10 protein-coding genes are annotated in these 14,744 nt (G+C 59.3%); all 10 read left to right on the top strand.

Annotated elements, in window-relative coordinates:
• Positions 1 to 125: 125 nt before the first annotated feature.
• The 10 genes from ACMXYJ_RS00695 to ACMXYJ_RS00650 all read left to right on the top strand — a co-directional run bounded on the left by ACMXYJ_RS00695 (position 126) and on the right by ACMXYJ_RS00650 (position 14,734).
• A complete protein-coding gene (locus tag ACMXYJ_RS00695) occupies positions 126 to 1,478 on the top strand; it encodes a TolC family outer membrane protein (protein ID WP_415758438.1) in 1,353 nt (450 codons plus the stop codon).
• A 44-nt stretch (positions 1,479 to 1,522) separates the two neighbouring features.
• Positions 1,523 to 3,679, top strand: coding sequence for a type I secretion system permease/ATPase (locus ACMXYJ_RS00690; RefSeq protein WP_415758437.1), 2,157 nt, complete (start codon positions 1,523 to 1,525; stop codon positions 3,677 to 3,679).
• Positions 3,669 to 5,036 (top strand): HlyD family type I secretion periplasmic adaptor subunit, encoded by a 1,368-nt coding sequence (locus tag ACMXYJ_RS00685; RefSeq protein WP_415758436.1) that lies wholly within the window; start codon positions 3,669 to 3,671, stop codon positions 5,034 to 5,036. Before ACMXYJ_RS00690 ends, ACMXYJ_RS00685 begins: the two co-directional genes overlap by 11 nt.
• Positions 5,037 to 5,426: 390 nt before the next feature.
• On the top strand, positions 5,427 to 7,973 hold the full coding sequence (locus ACMXYJ_RS00680; protein ID WP_415758435.1) for an EAL domain-containing protein: 2,547 nt from the start codon (positions 5,427 to 5,429) through the stop codon (positions 7,971 to 7,973).
• A gap of 188 nt (positions 7,974 to 8,161) precedes the next feature.
• Positions 8,162 to 9,058, top strand: a complete 897-nt coding sequence (locus ACMXYJ_RS00675) for a TauD/TfdA dioxygenase family protein (protein ID WP_415758434.1) — start codon at positions 8,162 to 8,164, stop codon at positions 9,056 to 9,058.
• A gap of 18 nt (positions 9,059 to 9,076) precedes the next feature.
• Entirely contained in the window at positions 9,077 to 10,102 is a 1,026-nt protein-coding gene (locus tag ACMXYJ_RS00670) for an ABC transporter substrate-binding protein (RefSeq protein ID WP_415758433.1), read from the top strand.
• Positions 10,103 to 10,107: 5 nt separating this feature from the next.
• Positions 10,108 to 10,968 (top strand): ABC transporter ATP-binding protein, encoded by an 861-nt coding sequence (locus ACMXYJ_RS00665; protein WP_056745746.1) that lies wholly within the window; start codon positions 10,108 to 10,110, stop codon positions 10,966 to 10,968.
• Positions 10,969 to 10,988: 20 nt separating this feature from the next.
• Positions 10,989 to 11,855, top strand: coding sequence for an ABC transporter permease (locus ACMXYJ_RS00660; protein ID WP_415758432.1), 867 nt, complete (start codon positions 10,989 to 10,991; stop codon positions 11,853 to 11,855).
• A gap of 201 nt (positions 11,856 to 12,056) precedes the next feature.
• A complete protein-coding gene (locus ACMXYJ_RS00655) occupies positions 12,057 to 12,983 on the top strand; it encodes a LysR family transcriptional regulator (RefSeq protein WP_415758431.1) in 927 nt (308 codons plus the stop codon).
• 215 nt (positions 12,984 to 13,198) lie between these two features.
• Positions 13,199 to 14,734 (top strand): MFS transporter, encoded by a 1,536-nt coding sequence (locus tag ACMXYJ_RS00650; protein ID WP_415758430.1) that lies wholly within the window; start codon positions 13,199 to 13,201, stop codon positions 14,732 to 14,734.
• Positions 14,735 to 14,744 lie beyond the last annotated feature (10 nt).

The following is a 14,744-nucleotide window of genomic DNA, read 5'->3' as shown; positions in this document are numbered from 1 at the left end:
CCCCGTGAGTGTGACGCAGTTCAAAAATCAAACTTTCCGACACACGGTCATTCCGGTTGTCATCATCCGATGCAGCGGCACGTTCTGCAGTGATTCAAGACAAGTAATTCCTGGAAACTCCAACCATGCGTTTGCACCTGCTCAAGGCTTTACCCTTCGCCATAGCCGCCAGTTTTGTTCAGGCGCAGTCCCTTCCGGAAGCCATGCAACAGGCACTGGATGTCCATCCGGAGATCCAGGCAGGCGTTAACAGTCGATTGGCCGCGGATTATCAGTTAAAGGCAGCAAAAGGTGGATACCTCCCACGGGTCGATCTGCTGGGCGGTTATGGTCGCGAAGGCACTGATAACGTCACCACGCGCGTCGGCGCCACCAACAATCACTGGGAAAACCTGAATCGCAGCGAGTCGAGTGTGCGGTTGTCGCAAATGGTTTTTGACGGTTTTGCGACCTCCAGTGAAGTGGGGCGTCAACAAGCCACTGTTAATTCCCGCGCCTACTCCTTGCTGGGCACGTCCGAACGCACCGCACTCACCGTTGCGCAGGTATATCTCGACGTGTTGACCCGCCGCGAGTTCGTGCGCCTGGCAACCGACAACCTGAAAAGCCACGAGCGGATTTTCGATCAGATCAAACTGCGCACCCAGCGTGGCGTGGGCAGCGGCGCCGACCTCGATCAGGCCGAAGCGCGCATGGCTCAGGCCCGCAATAACCTGATCACTGAACAGACCAACCTGGCTGACGCCGAGACCAACTTCCTCAGCGCCGTCGGCCAGATGCCCGATCAGCTGGAGCGTCCTTCCGATTTCATGGCGCTGTTGCCGGCCAACCTGAATGAAGCCCGGGCGCAGATGCTGGAAAACAGCCCGATCCTGCGTTCCGCCGAGTCGGACATTGCCGCTGCCGAGAAACAGTACGCAGCCGCCAAGTCGACCTTCTACCCGCGCTTCGATGCCGAATTGGGTCGCACTGCCGACAACGATCTCGACGGCCAGAACGGTCACAGCAATGAATGGCAGGCCATGTTGCGCATGCGCTTCAATCTGTATGCCGGCGGCAGCAACAAGGCTGATCTGGAAGCCAAGTCCTACCTGTCCAACCAGGCACTGGATATTCGCAACAACGCCTTGCGGGTGTTGAACGAAGATCTGGGCCTGGCCTGGAATGCCTTGAACAACGCCAATGCCCAAGTGCCGATCGCCCAGCAATATGTCGATCACAGCACCCGCGTGCGCACCGCCTATCAGAAGCAGTTCAGTCTCGGCGAGCGCACCTTGCTCGACCTGCTCGACAGTGAAAACGAGCTGTTCTCGGCTTCTCGTCGCCTGGCGGAGATCAAGAACATTCAGTTATTTACTCAGTACCGAATCAAGGCGACCATGGGCGAGTTGCTCAAGAGCCAGGGAGTGGTCGCACCGTTGGCATCCGTTGTGCAAAACGACGTGAAGCCTAAGGTTCAACTGCCCGGTATGAATTGAGCAGAACCTTCATTGTTCAATTGTTAGCCAAGAGTGTGCCGAGCGTGGAATCAGAAGTCAGTCGAGTTCAACTCATTCATGATCCACGCGCGCTGCACGACGATCCGTTACTGGATGGCTTGCTGGCTCTTTGCACCCTGCATCAGAAACCGGCCAGCGCCGCGATGTTGACCACCGGCCTGCCGTTGCCCAAGCAGCGCCTGAGTGTCGAACTGTTGCCCCGCGCGGCCGCTCGCGCCGGCCTGCAAGGGCGGGTGCTGGTACGCAAACTGGAACAGATCCCGGCGATTGCCATGCCGGCGCTGTTGCTGCTCAAGGACGGTCGCAGTGCCGTCCTGCTCGGTTGGCTCGGTGACGACCAGGCGCGCCTGCTGCTCAGCGAAAGCGATGGCGGCGAAAGTGTCGTCAGCCGCGAACTGCTGGCCGATGACTACATCGGCAAAGTGTTCTTCGCTCAACCCCAGCACAAATTCGACGTCAATCACGGCACGCTGATCCCGCGCGCGCGCTCGTGGTTCCGCGACACCCTCAAGCGTTCGCGCTGGCTGTACGCCGACGCCATCGCCGCCAGTTTCCTGATCAACATCATTGCCATGGCCGCGCCGCTGTTCGTGATGAACGTCTACGACCGCGTCGTGCCGAACCAGGCTGAATCGACCTTGTGGGTGTTGGCCATCGGCATCACCGGGGCTTACCTGTTCGACCTGATCCTCAAAAGCCTGCGCAGCCTCTGCCTGGACCTGGCCGGGAAGAAAACCGACCTGATCATCTCGGCCACGTTGTTCGAACGCATCGTCGGCATGGCCATGAAGTACCGTCCCGCACGGGTCGGCAGCTTCGCCCAGAACATCCATGAGTTTCAGAGCCTGCGCGACTTCCTCGCTTCGCTGACCCTCACCAGCCTGATCGACCTGCCGTTTACGTTGCTGATCTTCATGGTCATCGCGATTCTTGGCGGGCATCTGGTGTGGATTCCGGTGCTGGCGTTCCCGATTGCCCTGCTCATCGGCTATGCCTTGCAGAAGCCGCTGGTGGCGACCATGGAGCGGACCATGGCCCTGGGCGCCGAGCGGCAGTCGAGCCTGATCGAAACCCTCGCCGGCCTCGATGCGGTGAAGGTCAACAACGCCGAAAGCGAACGCCAATATCAGTGGGAGCAGACCATCGGCACCCTCAGCCGCCTCGAGTTGCGGGTGAAAATGCTCTCCGGTCTGGCGATGAACATCACCTTGCTGATCCAGCAACTGGCCGGGGTGATCATGATCGTCTTCGGCGTGTACCAGATCATCGACGGTCACCTGAGCATGGGCGGTTTGATCGCCTGCTACATGCTCAGTGGCCGCGCGCTCAGCCCGCTGGCCTCGCTGTCTGGCCTGCTGACGCGTTACCAGCAAGCGCGGGTGACCATGACCTCGGTCGATCAGATGATGGAGCTGCCGCAAGAGCGCAACTTCGAGGAGCGCCCACTGAGCCGCAAGGTGCTGCAAGGCGCCATCGAATGCCGGCAGATGAACTTCACCTACCCGAATCAACAGAACGCGGCGCTGAAGAACATCAACCTGATCATCAAGCCTGGCGAGAAGATCGGCATCATTGGGCGCAGCGGCTCGGGGAAAAGCTCCCTGGCCAAACTGCTCGTAGGCCTCTACCAGCCGGACGACGGTGCCCTGTTGGTGGATGGCGTCGATATCCGTCAGATCGACGTCAGCGAATTGCGCCACAACATCGGCTACGTGGCCCAGGACATCCAGCTGCTGGCCGGGACCCTGCGCGACAACCTGGTGTCGGGCGCGCGTTATGTGGAAGACGAAATGGTGCTGCAAGCGGCCGAACTGGCCGGCGTCCACGAATTCGCCCGTCTGCACCCGCAAGGTTATGAGCTGCAAGTCGGCGAGCGTGGGCAGAACCTGTCTGGCGGTCAGCGCCAGAACGTTGCCCTGGCCCGTGCGTTGTTGCTCAACCCGCCGATCCTGCTGCTCGACGAACCGACCAGCGCCATGGACAACACCGGCGAAGAACGCCTCAAGCAACGCCTCGCGGCGGTGGTTGAAAACAAGACCGTGGTGCTGGTGACGCACCGGGCTTCACTGTTGTCGCTGGTGGATCGTCTGATCGTCATCGACCGCGGGCAGATACTTGCCGACGGCCCGAAAGCCGCGGTGATGGAAGCGTTGAAGAAGGGGCAGATCAGTGTTGCTTAAGTCGGGGTTCAAGAATTCGATCGGCCGTTATTTCAAAGGCACCGATTCGCTGCATGGCCAGCCACTTCCCGAGGTCAACAAAGCGCTGATCGAAGACGCCCCACGTGTGGTGCGGCTGACCATCTGGGCGATCATCGGCTTCTTCGTGTTCCTGATGCTCTGGGCCAACTTCGCCGTGATCGACGAAGTCACCAAGGGCGACGGCAAGGCGATTCCCTCGTCCAAGATCCAGAAAATCCAGAACCTTGAGGGCGGTATCGTCTCCGAGTTGTTCGTGACCGAAGGGCAGATCGTCGAAGCCGGCGCGCCGCTGATTCGCCTGGACGACACGCGATTCGCCTCCAACGTCGGCGAAACCGAGGCCGATCGGTTGTCGATGCTGCTGCGAGTTGAGCGCTTGAGCGCGGAAGTCGATGACCGTCCGCTGAACTTCCCGGCTGACGTGCTCAAGGCCGTGCCCGGTCAGGCAGCCAGCGAAGAGTCGCTGTACATCAGCCGCCGTCAGCAGTTGCACGATGAAATTGGCGGTTTGGAGGAGCAGTTGATCCAGCGTCAGCAGGAGCTGCGCGAGTTCACTTCCAAGCAGTCGCAGTACCGCAACGGTCTCGCGCTGCAACGCCAGGAAATCAACATGTCCGAGCCGTTGGTGGCCCAGGGCGCGGTATCGCCGGTTGAAGTGCTGCGACTCAAGCGCGCCGAGGTTGAAACCCGCGGGCAACTGGACGCGACCACCCTGGCCATTCCACGCGCCCAATCGGCGATCAAGGAAGTGCAACGCAAGATCGACGAGACTCGCGGCAAATTCCGCAGCGAAGCACTGACTCAACTCAATGAAGCACGCACTGATCTGAACAAGGCCCAGGCCACCGGCAAGGCGCTGGAAGACCGGGTCAGCCGGACGCTGGTTACCTCGCCGGTGCGCGGCATCGTCAACAAGTTGCTGGTCAATACCATTGGCGGCGTGATCCAGCCGGGCAGCGACCTGGTGGAAATCGTGCCGCTGGACGACACCTTGCTGGTGGAAGCAAAAGTTCGCCCGCAAGACATCGCCTTCCTGCATCCGGGGCAGGAAGCGACGGTGAAGTTCACGGCGTATGACTACACCATTTATGGTGGGCTGAAGGCCAAGCTTGAGCAGATCGGTGCTGACACCATTACCGATGAAGACAAGAAAACCACTTACTACATCATCAAACTGCGCACTGATCGCAGCCACTTGGGGACGGATGAAAAGCCGTTGCTGATCATCCCGGGGATGGTGGCTTCGGTGGACATCATCACGGGTAAGAAGACCGTGCTGAGCTACCTGCTCAAGCCGATCATTCGCGCCCGCGCCGAGGCGTTGCACGAGCGGTAATTTCTGTCTGGGGCTGACGGCCCTTTTTCGCGAGCAGGCGGCGTCAAATGGCGCCGTTTGTCAAAAAGTCATATCCGTTTTCGACTTGTCCATTGATTTGAATCAAGCATGAAAAGGTGCACTAGCGGCATATTGATATCGGCATAAGACCGATACTTCTACTAATAAAGAGACATGCCCGCATGCAGATATTTCAAATGTCTTCGCACAGTCCGGATGCACGCTTTAAACCGTTCTGCGTGCCGTTGCGATTTCATCCAGCCAGTTATTGACCCCTCATTTCGATCAACTCGACCGCATACGGAAATCGGCTGGGTTTGCCTCGCCGAGCGCCTGATATTTGGGAGGGATCCCAGCCCCTCATCGCTTCCCATTCAGTAGATCGCCGCCATGTCGAACCGTAAGGATCTCTCGCAAGTCTTCATCCAGACCCTGGAGCAAAGCGTTGACAGTGTCGTGGTCATCGACAGTCAAAACCGGATCATTCTGTTTAATGAGGCCTCGGAAAAGCTCTGGGGATACGGCATTGACGAGGTCTTGGGGCGAAATGTCGAACAGCTGGTTCCGAAACTGATTCGCCCCCTGCATGACAGTTACATCGAAGCGAACCGCCGTACCGGCATCAACAAAATCGTCGGCACCAGTCGCGATGTGTTGATCGAATGCAAGGACGGTTCCCGGCGATGGGGGTCAATGTCCATTTCCCGGATCGACGCTCAGGGGCAGATCCTCTACGCCGCGTTTATCAAAGACATTACCCGGCAACATGAAGAGCAGCGTCGATTATACCTGTTGTCATTGGTGGTCGATACCACCGAGAACGCGATCATCATCACTGACGCGTCATGGGCAATCATTTACGTCAACGACGGCTTCACGCAAATGTTCGGTTACAGCGCGCAAGACGTTGTCAGCAAGACGCCAATTGAAGTGCTAGCGCCGTACTTCACGCCTTCGCGCATCGCAGCGATCCGCAATCAGCTCGTCAAGAATGATGCTTATCACGGGCAGGAGTTCGGTTATGACTGCGACGGCCAGCGTGTGTGGTGTAACGTCACCACCTACCCGGTTCACGACGCTCATGGGCACCTGACCAATACGGTGAGTGTGATGATCGATGTGACCCATACACGCATGCATGAAGTGCTACGCCACAAGATGCTGGAGGCGATGGTCCGCGAAGAGTCGCTGGCAACCTTGATGAACCTGGCGTGTATGGAAGTGCAGCGAATCGCGCCGGAAGTGATTGCGACGGTATTGCGGGTCGATGGGCAGGGGTTGCTGCATACGTTGGCGGCCCCTGGTCTTCCGGCCGCTTATTCCAAGGCGCTGGATGGGACGGCAATCGGGCCCGAGTCAGGTTCTTGCGGGGCGGCGGCGTTCAGTGGCGAATCGGTCATGGTCAGCGATATCGCCTCTCACCCGTCCTGGGAGGCATTCCGCGATCTGGCGCTGCCACTTGGTTTAAAGGCCTGTTGGTCAACGCCGATAAAATCCAGCGACGGACGAGTGTTGGGCACGTTCGCATTCTATTACCGCGACGTGCGCGAGCCGAGCCCACTTCACTATTTGCTGGTCGATGCGTGCATCCATTTGTGCGCCCTGGCGCTGGAGCGTGAGGAGTCGCGCCTGCACATACGCCAATTGGCGTTCTATGACGACCTGACGGGGTTGGCCAATCGCAACTTGTTGCATGCCCGGGCGGAGCAGGCCATTGCTCAAGCTTCGCGGCATCAATCGAGTCTGGCTGTGGTGTTTATCGATCTGGATCGATTCAAGCAGGTCAACGACTCCCTTGGACACCCCGCCGGGGATGAGTTCTTGCGCGTCATTGCTCATCGATTGTCCGAACGTCGGCGGGAAAGCGATATTGTCAGCCGGCTATCTGGTGATGAGTTCGTTCTGGTCCTGCCGCAGTGCACGTTGGCGCATGCGACCGACTTGATAGAACAGATGAGAGGGCAACTGAGCGCTCCGTGCCAGATATCAGGCGTAACCCTCAAGCCGTCGGTGAGTATCGGCGTCAGTATGTTTCCGGATGACGGTCGGACGATGGAGGTGTTGCTGCATCGTGCCGACATGGCGATGTATCAAGCCAAGACCAGCGGCCGTGGGCGTGTCTGTTTTTTCAGTGACGGATTGGATCAACTGGCCCAAGGACGTTTGCGTCTGGAGGCGGCTTTACGTGAAGCCATTGATGGCGAAGCCCTGCATTTGGTTTATCAGCCGCAGATCAACCTTGATGGATCCGAGCTTTATGGCATTGAGGCCCTCGCGCGATGGACTCATCCTCAATTAGGGGAAGTCTCGCCCACGTGTTTTATTCCGCTGGCGGAAGAATGCGGCTTGATCGGTGAGTTCGGCTTATGGGCATTGCGTGAGGCCTGCCGACAATTGGCGACTTGGCGGCGACAAGGGCTGCGGGTTCCGACCGTGTCGGTGAACATGTCGCCGACCAATTTCCATAATCGCAATTTGCCGAGCATCATCGCCAGAACCCTTGAACAGTATGGTTTGCAGGCAAAGGATCTGACGCTGGAGATTACCGAAAGTGTTCTGATGGACACCAATCCCTACACCTTGACCACGATTGAAGAGGTGCATGCGCTGGGTATCAGCCTGGCGATGGATGATTTCGGCACGGGTTATTCCAGCCTGAGTTATTTGCGGCGTATGCCGATCCAGGAACTTAAGCTTGATCGCAGTTTTGTGCATGATCTGGAAAGCGACGCAACCAGCCAGGCATTGAGTGAGGCCGTCATTCGCATCGGCGAAAGTTTGCAATTAAGAGTGGTAGCCGAGGGCATTGAGACAGTGGAGCAACAGCGCATTCTGCAAAATCAGGGTTACCGGATCGCGCAAGGATTCCTGATCTCCAGACCCTTGGCCGCAGAGGATTTGGGACGTTGGCTGGAAAAACGCTATGCGTTCGGCTGAGTGCGCGCCAAAAGCCATATCGTTATTCGCTAACGGTATTTAAATTTCAGTTCTTATATCTATAAAGTCATTCTCCTGCGTACCTGCCGACCAATCGGCGCGCCGCACGACACGAACCAACACGGGACCTCCGTGAGTTTCTTGATCGACGCGCGCGCCCTTGAGCGTGCCGTGCGTGGGAGTGATTTATGTCTGCAGCAACGGCTTTCCCAAGCGCCGCGAATATCGCGCCGCAAACCTTCGACATCCGCCCGTTCAGTGGCGCCGTCGGTGCCGAAATCATCGGCCTAGACTTGTCCCGCCCGATCAATGATCAGGACTTCGCCCGCATCCATCGTGCGCACTTGGATCATCACGTCGTGGTGTTCCGCGACCAGCGCATTACCCCCGATCAGCAGATCGCTTTCAGCCGTCGTTTCGGTGTGTTGCAGATCCATGTGCTCAAGCAATTCCTGCTGGCCGGGCATCCGGAAATCCTCATCGTTTCCAACATCATCGAAAACGGCCAATCCATCGGCCTCGGTGACGCCGGCAAGTTCTGGCATTCCGACCTTTCCTATAAAGAACTGCCAAGCCTGGGCTCGATGCTGCACGCCCAGGAGCTGCCGTCCGAAGGCGGCGACACGCTGTTCGCTGACATGCACAAAGCCTGGGACAACCTGCCCGAAGCGCTGCGCAAAGCCGTCGAAGGGCGCTCGGCGGCGCATTCCTATACGGCGCGCTACAGCGAGACCAAATTCGAAGGCAACTGGCGCCCGACGCTGACGCCCGAGCAGCTTGCTCAGGTCGCTGAAGTGGTCCACCCGATTGTTCGTACCCACCCGGAAAACGGCCGCAAGGCGTTGTTCGTCAGCGAGGGTTTCACGACCCGCATCGTTGGTTTGCCGGAAGACGAAAGCCAACAACTGCTCGACGAGCTCTACGCCCACAGCGTGCTGCCGCAAAACATCTACCGCCATCAATGGCAGGCCCACGACCTGGTGTTCTGGGACAACCGTTCGCTGATTCATCTCGCCGCCGGATGCCCGAGCTACCTGCGCCGCAAGTTGTATCGCACCACCATCCAGGGCGACGCGCCTTTCTGATTTGTCGGAGAAACCCTCATGTCCAAACGTCTTCCATTTGCACCGTTGGCCGCGGCCATCGGCCTGGGTTTCAGCCTGATCGCCGGCAGCCTGGTGGCGCCGACTGTGGCCCGCGCTGAAGGTGAGATCCGCATCGCCGAGCAGTTCGGCATCGTTTATCTGTTGCTCAATGTGGTACGCGATCAAAACCTGATCGAGAAGTACGGCAAGCAGGAAGGCATCGACATCAAGGTCGACTGGACCCAGCTCTCCGGTGGCGCGGCGGTCAACGATGCGTTGCTCTCCGGTTCCATTGATATTGCCGGTGCGGGCGTTGGTCCGCTGCTGACGATTTGGGATCGCACTCACGGCAAGCAGAACGTCAAGGCCGTCGCCTCCCTCGGCAACTTTCCTTACTACCTGGTGAGCAACAATCCCAAGGTCAAAACCATCGCCGACTTCACCGAGAAGGACCGCATTGCAGTGCCGGCGGTCGGCGTGTCGGTGCAGTCGCGCATCCTGCAATACGCGGCCGCCAAGCAGTGGGGCGACAAGGAATTCAATCGCCTCGACAAGTACACCATCGCCGTTCCACACCCCGACGCCACCGCAGCGCTGATTGCCGGCGGCACCGAGTTGACCGGGCATTTTTCCAACCCGCCGTTCCAGGATCAAGAGCTGGCCAACCCTAACGTCCACGTCGTGCTGAATTCCAATGACGTGCTCGGCCCGAACTCGCCGACGGTGCTGTTCGCCACCGAGAAATTCCGCGACGAGAACCCGAAAACCTATAAGGCGTTCGTCCAGGCGCTGACTGAGGCGGCCGAGTTTGCCCAGAACGATAAAGGCGCGGCGGCGGACACTTACATTCGCGTCACCAAGGCCAAAATCGACCGCGCTGCGCTGCTGAAAATCATCGATAACCCGCAGTTCGAATTCAGCGTCACGCCGAAAAATACTTACCCGCTGGCCGAGTTCCTCTACCGCGTCGGCGCGATCAAAAACAAACCGGACTCGTGGAAGGACTACTTCTTCCAGGACGCCAAACCGCTGCAAGGGAGCTGATCGAGATGAACGCCCCTTTGCAAGGCCACACGGTCAGCAAACCGATCGCGGCAGCCCAAGCGCTGCTGTCGGTCGACAATGTCAGCCTCGAATACCGCACGCCTCAGCGGGTGGTTCGTGCGACCCATCAGGTCAGTTTTGAAATCGATCCGGCGGACCGCTTTGTGCTTCTCGGGCCGTCCGGTTGCGGCAAATCAACGTTGCTCAAGGCGGTCGCCGGGTTCATCCAGCCGTGTGAAGGCGAGATTCGTCTTCAGGGGCAAACCGTTCATGCCCCGGGGCCGGACCGGATCGTGGTGTTCCAGGAATTCGATCAACTGCCACCGTGGAAAACCGTCAAACAGAACGTGATGTTTCCGCTGCTTGCCTCGAAAACCCTCAAGCGCAAAGAAGCTGAGGAACGAGCGCTGCACTATCTGGACAAGGTTGGTCTGGCGGCGTTTGCCGATGCCTATCCGCATACCTTGTCCGGCGGCATGAAAGCACGGGTGGCGATTGCTCGTGCGTTGGCCATGCAGCCGAAAATCCTCTTGATGGACGAACCCTTCGCCGCCCTTGATGCGCTGACCCGCCGCAAGATGCAGGAAGAATTGCTGCTGCTCTGGGAAGAAGTGCGCTTCACGCTGCTGTTCGTCACGCACTCCATCGAAGAAGCGCTGGTGGTGGGCAATCGAATCCTGCTGCTGTCGCCGCATCCGGGGCGAGTGCGGGCGGAAGTCCACAGCCATCAATACGACTTGCACAGCCTCGGCGGCGTGGCGTTTCAGGAATCGGCGCGACGCATTCATCGGTTGTTGTTCGATGAAGGCCAGTCCCCGCAAACCGAGCGTGAGCTGGATTTCTCCGACATACGCATCGCTTATTGAGCCATTGAGAGGAGTGCCCGGTGAGCCTTTTATCATCCCCGCGTGAAGAATTTGAAACGGTGTTGCAGCCGCTGACGAGCGTGCCGCTGGAGCGTGAGTTACCGCTCGGTCAGCGCCTGTGGCAACAAGGCTGGTTACGCAAAAGCCTGATCCTGATTTTGCTCGCGGTCCTGTGGGAGGTGGTGGCCCGTGTTCAGGACAACGACCTGCTGCTGCCGAGTTTTCTGCAAACCGGGAGCGCGCTGTACGACGGTTTGCTCAGTGGTGAGTTGCTGGGCAAGGTGTGGATTTCCCTGGTGGTGTTGCTCAAGGGTTACCTGATCGGCATCGTCCTGGCGTTTGCCCTGACCACGCTGGCGGTGTCGACGCAGTTCGGTCGCGACCTGTTGAGTACGTTGACCTCGATGTTCAACCCTCTGCCGGCCATTGCGCTGTTGCCGTTGGCGTTGCTGTGGTTCGGCCTGGGGCAGAACAGCCTGATTTTTGTGTTGGTGCATTCGGTGCTTTGGGCATTGGCGTTGAACACTTATGCCGGGTTCCTCGGGGTCTCGGAAACCTTGCGCATGGCCGGGCGCAATTACGGCCTCAAAGGCATGCGCTTCGTGCTGTTCATCCTGATTCCGGCAGCGCTGCCATCGATTCTCGCCGGGCTGAAAATCGGCTGGGCCTTCGCCTGGCGCACACTGATCGCCGCTGAATTGGTGTTCGGCGCCACCAGTGGCAAGGGCGGCTTGGGCTGGTACATCTTCCAGAACCGCAACGAGCTGTACACCGACAAGGTGTTTGCGGGGTTGGCGGTGGTGATCCTGATCGGCTTGCTGGTGGAAAACCTGGTGTTCAGCACGTTGGAGCGGGTCACGGTGAAGCGTTGGGGGATGCAGCGCTAAATTCTGCGGTGACAGGTCTGACGCCATCGCGAGCAGGCTCACTCCCACAGTGATCTTCAGTGGATGCACACCCTGTATTCGACACATAACCCTGTGGGAGCGAGCCTGCTCGCGATGGGGCCAGTCCAGCCAACACATCAATTGAGAGATGTTTGCTAGCATTGCGTCTGCATCAATCCAGATCAGACACGAGTGCTCAGCATGCAACTCCCGGACATGAACTTGTTGGTCGCCCTCGACGCCTTGCTCGACGAGGGCAGTGTGGTGGGCGCTGCGCGGCGGATGAACCTCAGCCCGGCGGCCATGAGCCGGACGCTGACGCGCATTCGCGAGGCCCTCGGCGATCCGATCCTGGTGCGCGCCGGCCGTGGTTTGGTTCCGACGCCCAAGGCGCTGGCGTTACGCGAGCAGGTGCGTGACGTGGTGGAGCAGGCCGCGCTGTTGTTTCGCTCGGCCGATGCGGTGGAGCTGGGCACGTTGCGCCGTCGGTTCAGCATTCGCGCCAATGACTTTTTCGTCGGTGTTTACGGCGGGAAACTGTTCGACACCCTGGATCGTCAGGCGCCGCACTGCGAACTGCGTTTTGTGCCGGAAGGCGATGGCGATGATGAGGCGCTGCGCGAAGGGCGGATCGACTTGAGCATCAGCAATACCCGGCCGTTGACCCCGGAGGTGAAGATTCAGAATCTGTTCTCTACCCACTTTGTGGGCCTGGTTCGCGAAGACCATCCGCTGTTCGACGAAGAGATCACGGCTGAGCGTTACGCCGGGTTTTCCCATATCAGCATGTCCCGTCGCGGCATCGCCCGTGGCCCGATCGATACCGCGCTCAACGCCTTGGGGCTGGAGCGGCGGGTGGCGGTGATTGCACCGAGTTTCCATGCGGCGATGTTTGCCTTGCCTGATTCCGATTTGATTCTGCCGGTGCCGAAGGAGGCGTTACTGAGCGTCCAGCGCCTGGGTCTGAAGCTGCGGTCCTTCACGCTGCCGATTCCGCTGCCGACCATTATGCTGACCCAGTCCTGGCACCCGCGCTTCGACAAGGATCCGGCCCATCGCTGGCTGCGCGAAACCCTCAAAACCTGTTGCGACGAGACGTGGCTGGCCGCACAACCCACCTCAAGTTGATCACTGATCTAATGTGGGAGCGGGCTTGCTCGCGAAAGCGGTTTATCAGTCACCATTGATGTTGAATGTGATGGCCCCTTCGCGAGCAAGCTCGCTCCCACAGGGGTTTTGTATTGCTGCGTCCAGCGCACTTATAAGCTGCCAATAAGTCAATTTTCGTAAGGTCCCGCGCTTCTTAAAATGCTTCGGTATTCAAACCCCGGAGCTTGCAGTACATGAATTCCCTCACGGTCACGGCACCTCTCGCCGCGGCCAGCCCGGCTGCCGTCACGCCACCGGTCTTTGGTCCGCGGATCATCATCGGCCTGGTGGGCGTGTTGTTGGCGGTGCTGGTGTCGGGCCTGAACGAGATGGTGACCAAGGTTGCCCTCGCCGACATCCGCGGCGCATTGGCCATCGGCTACGACGAAGGCACCTGGCTGGTCGCCAGTTACACCGCGACCTCGGTGGCGGCCATGGCTTTCGCGCCGTGGTGCTCGGTGACGTTCTCGCTGCGACGGTTCACCCTCTGCGCCATCAGCGCATTCACCCTGTTGGGCGTGTTGTGCCCGTTCGCTCCAAACTACGAAAGCCTGCTGGTCATGCGCACCTTGCAAGGCCTGGCGGGCGGTGCGTTGCCGCCGATGCTGATGACCGTCGCGCTGCGCTTTTTGCCGGCCAGCGTGAAGCTTTATGGTCTGGCCGGTTATGCCCTGACCGCGACATTCGGCCCAGGCCTCGGCACGCCGCTGGCCGGGTTGTGGACCGAACACGTCGGATGGCAATGGACCTTCTGGCAAATCATCGCGCCGTGCCTGATCGCCATGGTCGCGGTGGCGTATGGCTTGCCCCAGGACCCGTTGCGCCTGGAGCGCTTCAAACAATTCAACTGGCGCGGCTTGCTGCTGGGGTTTCCGGCGATCTGCATGCTGGTGATCGGCATTTTGCAAGGCAATCGGCTGGACTGGTTCGAGTCGAGCCTGATCTGCGGATTGCTCGGGGGTGGATTGTTGTTGCTGGTGTTGTTCCTGATCAACGAATGGTCGCAACCGATGCCGTTTTTCAAGCTGCAGATGCTCGGCATCCGCAACCTGTCGTTCGCCTTGCTGACTTTGGCCGGGGTGTTGGTGGTGCTGCTGGCGGTGATCATTATTCCGTCCAGCTTCCTGGCGCAGGTGCAAGGTTATCGCCCGGTTCAGACCGCGCCGATCATGTTGCTGGCCGCGTTGCCACAGTTGATCGCGCTGCCGTTGGTGGCGGCGTTGTGCAACCTGCGTTGGGTCGATTGCCGCTGGGTGCTGGGGATCGGCCTGAGCATGCTGACGCTGTCCTGCATTGGTGGGTCGCAGCTGACGTCGGTGTGGATACGCGACGACTTCTATGTGCTGCAACTGCTGCAAATCTTCGGTCAGCCGATGGCGGTGCTGCCGCTGTTGATGCTCTCCACCGGCAGCATCAGCCCGATGGAAGGGCCCTTCGCTTCGGCCTGGTTCAACACCGTAAAAGGCCTGGCGGCGGTGATCGCCACCGGCGTGCTGGAGGCGTTGACCACCTCAAGGTTGCATTTCCACTCGGTGATGCTGGTGGACAACCTCGGCAATTCACCTCTGGTCGACAACGACAGCGCGGGACTTGCCCACCGACTGCATGAGCAGGCCGTGGTGCTGACGGCATCGGATCTTTATCTGTGCATGGCCGGCGTCGCACTGGCGCTGATCCTGCTGATTTTCTGGCTGCCGACGCGGATCTATCCGCCGCGCGCGCCGACTTGAATGCTTCACT

It is taken from the genome of Pseudomonas arabinosi (assembly GCF_047758675.1).
Lineage (GTDB): Bacteria > Pseudomonadota > Gammaproteobacteria > Pseudomonadales > Pseudomonadaceae > Aquipseudomonas > Aquipseudomonas arabinosi.
This window is presented reverse-complemented; position numbering and strand designations above follow the sequence as displayed.